The organism is Cytobacillus sp. FSL R7-0696 (genome assembly GCF_038006865.1).
GTDB lineage: Bacteria > Bacillota > Bacilli > Bacillales > Cytobacillaceae > Cytobacillus > Cytobacillus kochii.
In genome coordinates this window covers 3,521,080-3,533,080 of the sequence record NZ_JBBOWA010000001.1, presented here as the reverse complement: position 1 = coordinate 3,533,080, position 12,001 = coordinate 3,521,080, and the positions used below count along the sequence as shown (strand labels likewise).

The 12,001-nt window shown below is 35.9% G+C and carries 11 protein-coding genes; 4 read left to right on the top strand and 7 right to left on the bottom strand.

The genetic code is table 11. The features are described from left to right. Window positions 1-134 precede the first annotated feature (134 nt). From MKX29_RS18260 to MKX29_RS18230, 7 genes are all read right to left on the bottom strand, one after another. On the bottom strand, window positions 135-308 hold the full coding sequence (locus MKX29_RS18260) for a hypothetical protein (RefSeq protein ID WP_157733949.1): 174 nt from the start codon (window positions 306-308) through the stop codon (window positions 135-137). Between the two features lie 18 nt (window positions 309-326). Then, window positions 327-878, bottom strand: a complete 552-nt coding sequence (locus MKX29_RS18255) for an isoprenylcysteine carboxyl methyltransferase family protein (RefSeq protein ID WP_281202333.1) — start codon at window positions 876-878, stop codon at window positions 327-329. A gap of 5 nt (window positions 879-883) precedes the next feature. After that, a complete protein-coding gene (locus MKX29_RS18250; protein WP_341106921.1) occupies window positions 884-1,969 on the bottom strand; it encodes a type III polyketide synthase in 1,086 nt (361 codons plus the stop codon). Between the two features lie 224 nt (window positions 1,970-2,193). Continuing rightward, entirely contained in the window at window positions 2,194-2,316 is a 123-nt protein-coding gene (locus tag MKX29_RS18245; RefSeq protein WP_263624244.1) for a hypothetical protein, read from the bottom strand. Window positions 2,317-2,377: 61 nt separating this feature from the next. After that, window positions 2,378-3,178, bottom strand: a complete 801-nt coding sequence (locus MKX29_RS18240; RefSeq protein ID WP_224937491.1) for a formate/nitrite transporter family protein — start codon at window positions 3,176-3,178, stop codon at window positions 2,378-2,380. 254 nt (window positions 3,179-3,432) lie between these two features. Beyond that, a complete protein-coding gene (fdhD, locus tag MKX29_RS18235; RefSeq protein ID WP_341106918.1) occupies window positions 3,433-4,224 on the bottom strand; it encodes a formate dehydrogenase accessory sulfurtransferase FdhD in 792 nt (263 codons plus the stop codon). Window positions 4,225-4,238: 14 nt separating this feature from the next. Then, entirely contained in the window at window positions 4,239-4,589 is a 351-nt protein-coding gene (locus MKX29_RS18230) for a DUF2294 domain-containing protein (protein ID WP_095372820.1), read from the bottom strand. A 446-nt stretch (window positions 4,590-5,035) separates the two neighbouring features. Here MKX29_RS18230 and fdhF point away from each other — a divergent pair, with 446 nt between their 5' ends. The 4 genes from fdhF (at window position 5,036) to MKX29_RS18210 (ending at window position 11,897) form a co-directional block, all read left to right on the top strand. Further along, window positions 5,036-7,975 (top strand): formate dehydrogenase subunit alpha, encoded by a 2,940-nt coding sequence (gene fdhF, locus MKX29_RS18225; RefSeq protein WP_224937489.1) that lies wholly within the window; start codon window positions 5,036-5,038, stop codon window positions 7,973-7,975. Between the two features lie 21 nt (window positions 7,976-7,996). Then, window positions 7,997-8,479, top strand: coding sequence for a DUF1641 domain-containing protein (locus MKX29_RS18220; RefSeq protein WP_224937488.1), 483 nt, complete (start codon window positions 7,997-7,999; stop codon window positions 8,477-8,479). A gap of 1,287 nt (window positions 8,480-9,766) precedes the next feature. Then, window positions 9,767-10,903, top strand: coding sequence for a stage II sporulation protein P (gene spoIIP / locus MKX29_RS18215; RefSeq protein WP_289434039.1), 1,137 nt, complete (start codon window positions 9,767-9,769; stop codon window positions 10,901-10,903). Between the two features lie 379 nt (window positions 10,904-11,282). Then, complete coding sequence (locus MKX29_RS18210; RefSeq protein WP_224937484.1) at window positions 11,283-11,897, top strand: PH domain-containing protein; 615 nt, start codon at window positions 11,283-11,285, stop codon at window positions 11,895-11,897. Window positions 11,898-12,001 lie beyond the last annotated feature (104 nt).

The window sequence follows — 12,001 nt, the reverse complement described above, 5'->3', positions numbered from 1 at the left end:
ATAGGTATTAATATATTATAAATATGGGGTAAAGTGAACCTTTCGTTAGGAAAATTGGTATTTTCACCAAAAAAAAGAAGAAGCCTCACTCACTAAGGCTTCTTCCTATATGTAATAAAGGGGTAAACGCTAATTTAAGATTTTGCTTCTGACTTTGTAACACCATTCAACACATATTTCATTACTGCACCATATACAGCGATAGTGCCAACCACAAAAAGAGCTGTCAAATGTATCACGCCTTTCATTAATTGAGAATAAGTATCATCTTCAATTAATAATTTATCATAATCGAGAATGATTTTCAATACTAAAATAAACCTTTTTCAAATTTTTCCTATTTCTTCATCTCTCTTCATTGGAAAGGCTTCTTCATATTTCGTTAATGCTTTTAATGCTTCTTCCTCAACTGGAATACGAATGGCTAAAATAAAGAAATTCAACAGAGTGAAAACAAGTGCAGTATAGTAAGCTTGAAACAATAGAGGCATAATAAGAAACTCCATGGCAACGACTGTATAGTTTGGGTGCTTTAGCCAACGATATGGTCCTTTAGTTACCACTTTTGCATGAGGTAAAACAATAATCTTTGTATTCCAGAACCTCCCTAAGGAAGATAACACCCATATTCTTATTACTTGTGTGAGTATAAATAATGGCAGTAAATAATACCAATAAGGAGATAATCCTTTGCCGAACACAATTACCTCAACTGTTAGAACAATAAAAAACAAACTATGTACCATAACGATTAGTGGATAATGACTTTGACCAAATTCAATGCCACCTCTTTTTTTCATCCAGTCCTCATTGAATCTTGCGACGATTAACTCTATACACCGTTGAGTAATAACAAATAGAAGAAAATAAAAAAACATTTAATTCACCTCCATTTTAATAAAAGTAATTCCGAGCTAAAACCTGGCCCTAAGGCAGTTGCCAAACCTATATCATCCTTTTTTCCAAGTAGAAAAAACCTTCGCAAGACATATAATATTGTGCTTGATGACATATTGCCGAACTCCCTTAGAACATCTAATGAAGTGGCGGTCATCTCAGCAGGAATGTGTAAAGACGCTTGATAAGCATCAATCACTTTTTTTCCACCTGGATGAGCAATAAAATGTTGCAAATCGGTTATTTGTAATGAGAATTGATTTAAGAATTTCTGTACATTTGGCTTCAGCCAGCCTTCAATAATTGTGGGAATATCTCTTGAGAATATGACATATAAACCATCATCCTTTACGTCCCAACCCATTACATCAAGCGAATCCTTTTTTGTCGTTGATTGTGTCCCGTATATATGGGGGATGGCAGGCAATTTCTGATATTTTCGATAACCACTTTCATCACCTGCGATTAATGCACAGGCAACACCATCAGCAAATAAAGAAGTACCAACAAGATTACTCTTAGAGCGATCATTTCTTTGAAAAGTTAAACTGCATAATTCAATTGTTAATACTAAAACCTTTGCTTTTGGATAAGCTAAGCAATATTCATAAGCCCTCGATAAACCCGATGCACCACCTGCACAGCCTAAACCCCATATTGGGATCCTTTTTGTTTGCTCAGAAAAGGGTAATAGATTCATTATTCTTGCCTCAAACGATGGTGTAGCTAAACCTGAGCTAGTAATCGTAAAAATCGCATCTATCTCTTGATACTTAATAGGTTGATTTAGAAACTCCCTCGTTGTTAAACATTTTTCAATCGCCTCACACCCAAGTTTAACTCCCGTTTCAATGAAGGCATCATTTTTATCAGCAAAGCTATGGTCCTCTTTAAACCAATCTAATTCTTTGGCAAAATGACGTTTTTCAATTTGTCCATTTTGAAATACTTTTAGTAAACGATCGATATCTTTGAAAGATTGCCCAAATAAGTGGCGTGCAAATGCTACCACTTCATTTTGAGTAATTCCATTTGGTGGGGGTACTTCTGAGATGGATAAAATAGCTGGCATAAGGAACTCCCTTTCTATCTATGTACGGGTATTTTTTCCTTAATAAGGATATTTATGCATTGATTGGTTTTTAATCTTTCTCGTTCATTTTTTGCATTAAAAAAAGCCGAATGAGTTATCTCATTCGGCTCAGAAAGATGTGTTTTGAAGGAGTTGCTGTGCCCTTTTATCATATCTTAAAGTGGCTCTCTTGGCATTACGCAAACTTTACCAATTATATTTGCTTATTTATTGCCTTGCTTATGCACATCAATGATAATCGTTTTATCAATGATTTGACCACAAACACGGCAAACCCCTTGTTCTTTATATAGCGTTTTACAATAATCACAATAATATTGCTGCATTTGCTCACATCCAATATCTCTAATAGATTATTTTATGTAAGCTATGATGATTGTGTTTCTATTATGAAGCTTTTTTCAACTGAGCATTTGTTTCATTTTTTGGTTTATAGGAGACAAAGTAAGCTAGGCCAACAAAAACAGCCCCTCCAACTACATTACCTAAAAAGGCAGGTATGATATTACCAATGAAATCTATCCAAGTAAACGAACCTGCAAAAATCGCAGCTGGAATAACGAACATGTTGGCAACAACGTGCTGGAATCCAATCGCAACAAATGCCATAACCGGGAACCAAATAGCCAAAATTTTACCTGCAAAATCATGAGCACCATAAGCTAACCAAACAGCTAGGCATACGAGCCAGTTACAACCAATCGCTGAAACAAATGTTTGTAAGAATGTATCATCAATTTTTGCACCAGCAATCGCTACTGTTTTATCTAGATATGGACCTGTCTCTGTTAATCCAACGACATGTCCAAAGAAATAAGCAACAAACAGTGCCCCTACAAAATTGGATAATAACACCCAAAACCAATTATTTAATAATTGCCCAAGACTAATTCTCTTTGAGAACAAAGCACTCGCAACTGACATCATGTTACCTGTAATCAATTCAGCCCCAGCCAATACTACTAATACAAGGCCTAAAGGGAAAACTGCTGCACCTAAAAACGATCCGAAACTTCCCCACTCTGCCGGTAAATTTCCAATAACACGAATGTCTAATAAAAATCCTAGTGCAATAAATGCCCCACCTAAAAAGCCTAAAACCAACAGCGACAAAAGTGGTGTTTTCGTTTTTGCAACACCTGTTGCAATCGTCTGTTCCATAATTTCTTGCGGTTTACTAAATCCCATTCTAACTACCCCCTAAATAAAAAAGGCAGCACTCAGACACCCCCTACTTTTGTAAAGGATTTCAAAGAATGCTGCCTAACCCTTCTGCAATCACCTACAGAAGTATCAGTCATCATATTTATATTGTTTGTTGTAAAAAGAGATAAAACAGTACTTGCCTTACTTCCATTTACCCATTGCAAACTATATGCTACCAAAAAACAAAAACTTTTACTAGACTATTTTTTATTTTTTTCGTGTAGCGAAGTATTTTTTTATAAGAGGATTCGTTCAGGATAAGTATATATATTCATGTTGCCATTACGAATAAATCCAACAGTCGTAATTCCTAATTCCTCTGCTGAGCGCAAAGCAAACTCTGTTGGTGCAGATTTTGAGAGAATCATTTCACAACCAATCTTTGCTACTTTTAAAAGTATTTCCGAAGAGATTCTTCCTGTGAAAACAATGATTTTCCCTTTCATGCTGATACCCTCTCGTAAACTATAACCATATATCTTATCAAGCGCATTATGCCTACCAATATCCATTCTGCTTAATAATATCCCATTTTTGTCACAAAGCGCAGCGCTATGTACACCACCTGTTTGTTTAAATGTAGTCGCAGAAGCTTGTAATTGTTCCATTAACTGATTACATTCATTGACAGTTAATTGAATGTTAACATCTTCCATTTTTTTAGCTGTTAATGCATCGTTAACAAAAACAAAGCCTTGTCTACTCATACCACAACAAGAAGTAATATATCTTTTATTTTGGAAGTTTTGTATATAAGGATTTGTACGATCAGTTGTAACATGAACGAACCCTTCCTTTTCTTGTACCCATATATCTTTAATATGCTTGTAAGATCTTATGATACCTTCTGATGCAAGATAACCTATAACCATGTCCTCAATATATTCTGGTGTACATACCATTGTGACTAGCTCTTCTCCATTCAGCTTAACCGTTACAGCATATTCGGTAACAATGGTATCTTCTATTTTTTCAGCTTTATTTCCAGTCACTCGTATGATTTTACGACTCGTTTCCACTTGCTTCATCTTTTCTCCTCTTTCTATGAATCTATGATATTTTTATCGAATACAAATACAGATATCGCCATATTTTCTTCCACTTTAATATCAGAAAACAAATGTAACAGCGTCGCGCCGACCAGTTCTTCCATTCCTTCTGGCGTACCTTCAGCATATACATCTTGAATCATTTTTGTTCTTGCTGAATGCACCATTTCTTTGCCATCTTCTGTACGAGAAATAAATTGTTCTGTCGGTGTGAGATTACCGTATAAAGTCGAAACGGCCATATTCTCTACAAACACTGTGTGAATTTTCTCCGGTCCCTTACCAAATAAGTCTTTTCTTAATTTACGAATGATATCATTAAACTCATGCACCATTTTTGACATCTTCTTTACCCCTTTATATAAGATTCTGTCTCAATTGTATAATCATAGTACAAGCAAAAAAAAAATGAAAGGGGCTGCGAATAGGAAAAAAATTGCACGATGATTGCTTTAATGTTTCAAAATACCAAAATTACCCTATTGAACTGTAATCGTTATAAGATTAAATTCATTATTGTTAAATTTAATTTTTAGCGCTATAATAACTAGTGGAATTGTTGGAGGGGTAATATTTTCATGTTGTCTTTCTATCAATGGTACTTTCTACATACTAAAAATGGTATGGATTGGTATAATAGCAAGCGTTGTTATTTAACTATTCCACCATGGATTATGCTCGCTTTTTGTAAGCGGTATAGTACATGGTGGTTTTTTTATTGGTTTAAGCAGAAACACTCACTTTATTCTCTTTAAACCATTGTTTGATCAAGTGTAAGGGGGAAACAAAATTGACTTCCAATGTAAACATTACAATTAATGGTGTGGATTATGAGGGGCATGAGGGGCAAACCATTCTCCAAATCATTAATCAAAATCAAATTGAACATCCACAGATTTGTTATTTACCAGAGGTAGACCCAATACAAACATGTGACACATGTATTGTAGAAGTAAATGGTCAACTTATGCGCTCATGTTCGACTGTAGCAGAAAGTGGTATGAGCGTTAGCTTAAGTTCAAACCGTGCCAAAGAGGCACAAACAGAAGCGATGGACCGTATTTTAGAAAACCATTTACTGTATTGTACAGTTTGTGATAATAATAACGGCAACTGTAAAGTCCATAATACAGCTGAATTATTAGAGATTGAGCATCAAAAGTATCCTTATACGCCTAAAGAAGATAAATCGGCTGTCGATATGTCGCATCCTTTCTATCGTTATGATCCAAATCAATGTATTGCCTGTGGCCAATGTGTTGAGATTTGTCAAAGTCTACAAGTAAATGAAACACTTTCAATTGATTGGGAAAGAGAAAGACCAAGAGTTATTTGGGACCAAGGTGTATCCATTGATGAATCGTCATGTGTTTCATGCGGACAATGTGTAACGGTTTGTCCATGTAATGCCTTAATGGAAAAATCAATGCTCGGTAATGCAGGTTTCATGACAAAGATTGATGATGAGATTATGACACCAATGATTGACCTTGTAAAAGAAGTAGAACCGAACTATGGCACGATTTTTGCTGTATCAGAAGTTGAAGCTGCGATGCGTGAAGAAAGAATCGAAAAAACGAAAACCGTTTGTACTTTCTGTGGTGTAGGTTGTTCGTTTGAAGTTTGGACAAAAGACCGTGAAATTTTGAAAGTGCAACCAAGCCACGATGCACCAGTAAATGCGATTTCCACTTGTGTCAAAGGTAAATTCGGTTGGGATTTTGTTAATTCTGAAGAAAGAATTACAAAACCATTGATTAGAAAAGAAGGTCGCTTTGTAGAAGCTAGTTGGAACGAGGCATTAGACCTAGTAGCTAGTAAACTAGGTAGTATTAAAGAAGAATTCGGCAAAGATTCAATTGGCTTTATTTCTTCTTCAAAAATTACAAATGAAGATAGCTATTCATTACAAAAATTAGCTAGACAAGTATTTGAAACGAATAATATCGATAACTGCTCTCGTTATTGCCAATCACCAGCCACTGATGGCTTATTTAGAACGGTAGGTATGGGCGGTGACGCTGGAACCATTAAAGATATTGCTGATGCAGGTCTTGTCATTATTGTTGGTGCAAACCCAGCAGAAGGTCACCCTGTTCTCGCTACACGTGTGAAAAGAGCGCATAAATACCACGGTCAAAAGCTAATTGTTGCAGACTTGCGTAAAAATGAGATGGCTGAACGTTCTGATTTATTTATCAGTCCGAAACAAGGAACAGACCAAGTTTGGTTGATGGCTGTAACCAAATACATGATTGATCAAGGTTGGCATGATGCTGAATTTATTAAGGAAAATGTCAATTACTTTGATGATTTTAATGAAGTTTTAGAGAAATATACGTTAGCATATGCTGAAGAAACGACTGGTTTATCACAATCACAAATCATCGAAATGGCCGAAATGATTCGTGATGCTGACGGTACTTGTATCCTTTGGGGTATGGGCGTCACGCAAAATACTGGTGGTTCTGATACTTCAGCTGCTATTTCTAACCTGTTATTAGCAACAGGTAACTATCGTCGCCCAGGTGCTGGAGCTTATCCATTGCGTGGACATAACAATGTACAAGGTGCATGTGATATGGGTACCTTACCTACTTGGTTACCAGGCTATCAACATATTACCGATGATATCGCTCGTGCGAAGTTTGAGAAAGCTTACGGAGTTGAGATCTCAGGTACACCAGGTTTAGATAATATTCAAATGTTACAAGCGATTGAAAAAGATGAAATGAAAGCAATGTACCTTGTTGGTGAAGACATGGCACTTGTTGATTCTGACGCGAACCATGTAGATAAAGTACTTTCTAGTCTTGACTTCTTTGTTGTTCAAGATATATTCTTCTCTCGCACAGCTCAATACGCTGACGTTATTTTACCTGCCGCACCATCGCTCGAAAAAACAGGTACATTTACAAATACTGAACGTCGTGTACAAAGATTGTACCAAGCGTTACCAACATTAGGAGACTCTAAACCTGACTGGTGGATTATTCAAGAAGTAGCTAATCGCCTAGGGGCAAATTGGACATATACACACCCTAGTGAAATCTTTGCTGAAATGGCAAGTCTTGCACCACTATTCTCTCAAGCAAGCTATGATGTACTAGAAGGTTGGGGTAGCTTCTTATGGGGAAGTCTTGATGGAGCAAGCACACCATTGTTATATGAAGATGGTTTTAACTTCCCAGACAAAAAAGCGCGTTTCGCCTTATCTGATTGGGCAGAACCTGCATATTTCCCTGAAGAATATGACCTCCATATTAATAATGGGCGTATGCTTGAACACTTCCATGAAGGAAATATGACCAATAAGTCAAGAGGCCTGAATGCAAAAGTACCAGATGTGTTTGTGGAAGTATCAGAAGAACTAGCACAAGAAAGAAAACTTTCGGATGGCTCGACAGTAAGACTCGTCTCTCCATTTGGTGCAGTTAAATTGAATGTTCTAATTACAGACCGAGTGAAGAAAAACGAACTGTACTTACCAATGAATTCAGTTGATAAGGATTCAGCTATCAATTTCTTAACTGGTCCTTTATATGATAAACGAACGCGTACACCGGCTTATAAACAAACGAAAGTTCGTATGGAAATTTTAAATAACAAAGCCGGCGACAAACCATTACCAAAAACGAACCCGCGTAATAAAAAACGCAATCCACAAAACGGTGTGGAAGTTCAACGTAAATGGAATCGCGAAGGCTATGTTCATTTAACAGATCAATAAAGATTGGAGAGGTGATTCATTATGGCAGCGCCTATTACTGAGATTCATCGTGAGAGAAATGAAGCCCTTGAACAAGAGCAAAAGCTTAACGAATTAAAATCATTACTCACTGAAAATGATCAAGCAGTACAAAGCATCATGGCTCTTATTGGCGAATTACAACAAGCAGGTATGCTTGATGCAGCCAATTCCATGTTAAAAGGGAAAGAACAAATTGCTAAAGTAGCACTTGGTCAAGTAACAAAAGAACCTGTAACCAACTTGATTAACACATTAATGGGTGCAACTGGTGCACTTATGCAAGCTGACCCTGAACAAACAACAAAACTCATTAAAAGTGCAGTATCAGGCATGGACGAAGGAAAAAACTTTTTACATGAAGAAAAGAAAATTGGTATTATGCAATTGGCCAAAGTTTTAAATGACCCTGATATTAATCGCGCGATCGGATTCGGTATTCATTTCCTTAAAGGCATGGGTAAAGAATTAAAAGAAGAGAAATAATGCAGTAAACCTCCCACTCGATTGTTGTGGGAGGTTTTTCATTATCATTTACCCTGAGCAATATAAAAATTATTCAAAAAAGACTCTCCCCCCTTCCTCTGGCTATATATAAAACCTAACTTATCGAGATAGAGGACTTCATCATCCTCCTTTCTTTTCTAGTTAATCGTTCACTTCCTAAAGCTATTCTTATACCATGACTTAATCTCATAGATGAGTGACTATTTTGTGCTCGATCTTCATTGCTGTTTTTTTCCTAAATGCTGCTAAGATTATCTACCTTGTACAGCGTTGATGATCTAACATTAATCAGATACGACCGTTAGTTATCCCCCACGCAACCTCAACAAGCCCGTAAAAAAGGCTAACCCTATCAAGCTTTCAAGCCTGATTCTCCCATATGGAATCAATCCCCTTCAAATGTTTGTCAAGGTCCGTCACATCAATGGTGGCCTTCTAAAAGGAGGTTTTATACTAAACGGGGTTTGCGCTATTTATCTTGTTGGTTCTTCTCTTTTATAGCGGGAATTGGGTTGCCCTACTTATCTTGTTGGTTCTTCTCTTTTTAGTAGCAGGGGTTAATTTCGCGCTACTCAACTTGTTGATTCTCCTCTTTTTAGTCGCGCTTTTTGGGGTTACCCTACTCATCTTGTCGCTTCTCCTTTTTTTAGTAGCGCATTTTGGAGTTGCCCTACTTATCTTGTTGATTCTTCTCTTTTTATCGCGCATTTTGATTTTTCCCTACTCATCTTGTTGATTCTTCTCTTTTTAGTAGCGCTTTTTGATTTTACCCTACTCATCTTGTTGATTCTTCTCTTTTTAGTCGCTCATATTGGTTTTACCCTACTTATCTTGTCGCTTCTCCTCTTTTTAGTAGCACATATTGATTTTACCCTACTCATCTTGTCGGTTCTTCTCTTTTTAGTAGCTTATCTTTATTTTTCCCTACTCATCTTGTCTCGTTCCCTCTTTTTAGTAGCTTAAATTGATTTACGCTACTCATTTACGCTCACGTTCATTTTAAGTCGCACCAATTGATTCTCATTATTGACGTCCAAATCCAATTTGCGAGGCTCTCAACTCCATTTTCACTTTGAGTGACTTAGAAGATACACCCATTTTTTATTCCAACTTGGGTATAAGGGCAGTTTTGTAACCTTCCATTACCTCTACTATTTTTATATCCACAAATAGTTATTTTTTTATAAAAGGCAAAATTGATAGTCTTAAATTTAGCATATCTCTCTCTTTTTCTTCATAAGCATTTTAATAGAAAGGATGGATGATATGCAAAAATCACAAGGCTATCAGTTATTTCTATTTATTAACACTACTGCTCTCTCCATTACTATTGCTTGCATCTTTTTAGCAAGTACCGTCGCACTCGTCACAATAAAGATGTCTTCTGATATTGCTAGTTCTGTCATCAATGGACCTCAATCGCATTCCATTTATCTACACTTATTAAAAAGTGCTAACCAAAGTTTTATTAGTGAGGATGCGATTGAAGAAGTGGCTATCTCTGACCTTGCTTTTAAGTTTGCAACAAGTATTACGCCTGAGGATCCACGGACATTCCTTGGTAGAGAACTCCCTTTATTCTCCTTTTTCGATGGCAAAATTCACATCGCTGGAAAAGGAACAGATTATACAACTTTACCAATTGAGTCAACAAACGTACCAATGGATAAATTAATAAAAGACAAAGAGACTATCGGAAACGATGATGATAATAACGATGACGAGCAGGATGGAACAACATCACCTAAAGAAAAAAATGTGTATATTTATCATTCACATAGTTATGAATCTTACCTTCCATTTATAAAAGAAGCACAGACAGCAGACGACGCTGTAAGTAATGATGAAAAGTATAATGTGATCTCAGTTGGTTCTAAACTACAAAAAGATTTACATGCTGAGGGTATCGGCGTTGAACATAACAGAACAAATATGACAGAAGCATTGCATAGTCAAGGATTACAGCATAATGATGCTTATACAAGGGCAAGAGATTTCGTTTCTGAGGCAATGGCTAGTAATAAAAACTTATCTTACATTATTGATATTCATCGAGATTCACAGAGAAAAGATGTCACTACTATTGACATTAATGGTAAAAGTTATGCTCGACTCTTCTTTGTGGTCGGTGCAGAGAGTAAGAATTACGAAAAGAATTTAAAACTGGCAGAAGATCTTAATAAAGCAGTAGAGGAAAAATACCCTGGTCTAAGTAGAGGAGTCTTAAAGAAAGATTACTCAGTAGGCAATGGTGTCTACAACCAAGACTTATCTGATCGCGCCATTCTCCTAGAAGTCGGCGGTGTCGACAATAACCGTGAAGAACTTGATAATAGTACAGATGCCTTTGCCGATATATTTAGTGAATATTACTGGAAGCAAAAAGAAGTAGAATCTCAGTAATTAAACAGCGACTATTCATTTTGGGTAGTCGCTGTTTACTGGGGATATATTTAACTGCTACATTTCACCCTACTTACAATTGATATAGATAAAGAGATCAAAGGAATTTATAGTAGGATTGATATAAACTTAATTATTGGGGACAGATTATTAGATTCAAACCCGATTGGTGCAACTGGAACGAACTCGAATTATTAATTAAGTTGATTAAGTAAATCGCTATTAAGCATTCACAGTTTCTTTCATTCTCTCTTTCTACCTTAATTGATTTCATACTTATTTAAAATTTTACAAATCTGTGATGCAAATATAATGCAATATCCCTTATAATGAAAGTTGGAAACAATCGACTAATTATATAACAGAGGGGCGTATTAGAATGTTTAAAAAAATTGCTTCAGATGCATTAGGCTTATCAGATATCGGAAAAATTATAAAACCAGAGGATTTTGATAAAACACAATCAGATGATTTTGTACGTCATGAAGATAATGAAAAAATCTATTTTCTTATCATGACGAAAAGTGATGAATATTGCTTTACTAACTTAGGTTTAATTCATATTGACGGGCAAAACGCAATCTCTTCAAAAAGAGTCATGAAGCGTTATCCTTACTTCCAATTTGACGTCAGTGACGTAAAGTTAGAAACAGCTGGTAAGATTGATTTAGATGTAGAGATTAAATTTAATCTTGGTAGTGTCCCATTCAGTATTGATGTTGATAAAAAACAAGTAGATGAATTGAAAGATTTATATAAGGCCTTATTATATATTGCTGAAAAAGTGTATGAAAACAAAATTATGTTAAAAATGGCCAATGATAGCCTTGATAAAGCTGTGCAAGTTCTACATAATTCGAGAATCGGTGAACAAGATCTAGCAAAACAATTCCAAGCCCTCACAGAATTTTCATTTAATTGGCTTGACTCAAGTAAAAATCAACTACATGAAAAAGACTTCGGTTCAGTGTTCGAAAAATACATTAATAACTAAACAGAAAAGGCTTTTGCCGATTATAGATGAAACAAAAGGCAAAGGTATGTCGTTTATAATTTCTTATGTATCAGCAATTCGTAGTACATATCTAATAAAACGAG

Excerpts from the sequence above, each read along its gene's own strand:
- MKX29_RS18210 (WP_224937484.1), top strand. The coding sequence starts at position 11,283 with ATGTTTAAAAAAATTGCTTCAGATGCATTAGGCTTATCAGATATCGGA.
- MKX29_RS18255 (WP_281202333.1), bottom strand. The coding sequence starts at position 878 with ATGTTTTTTTATTTTCTTCTATTTGTTATTACTCAACGGTGTATAGAG.
- MKX29_RS18245 (WP_263624244.1), bottom strand. The coding sequence starts at position 2,316 with ATGCAGCAATATTATTGTGATTATTGTAAAACGCTATATAAAGAACAA.
- fdhD (WP_341106918.1), bottom strand. The coding sequence starts at position 4,224 with ATGAAGCAAGTGGAAACGAGTCGTAAAATCATACGAGTGACTGGAAAT.
- MKX29_RS18220 (WP_224937488.1), top strand. The coding sequence starts at position 7,997 with ATGGCAGCGCCTATTACTGAGATTCATCGTGAGAGAAATGAAGCCCTT.
- MKX29_RS18240 (WP_224937491.1), bottom strand. The coding sequence starts at position 3,178 with ATGGGATTTAGTAAACCGCAAGAAATTATGGAACAGACGATTGCAACA.
- MKX29_RS18250 (WP_341106921.1), bottom strand. The coding sequence starts at position 1,969 with ATGCCAGCTATTTTATCCATCTCAGAAGTACCCCCACCAAATGGAATT.
- spoIIP (WP_289434039.1), top strand. The coding sequence starts at position 9,767 with ATGCAAAAATCACAAGGCTATCAGTTATTTCTATTTATTAACACTACT.
- MKX29_RS18230 (WP_095372820.1), bottom strand. The coding sequence starts at position 4,589 with ATGTCAAAAATGGTGCATGAGTTTAATGATATCATTCGTAAATTAAGA.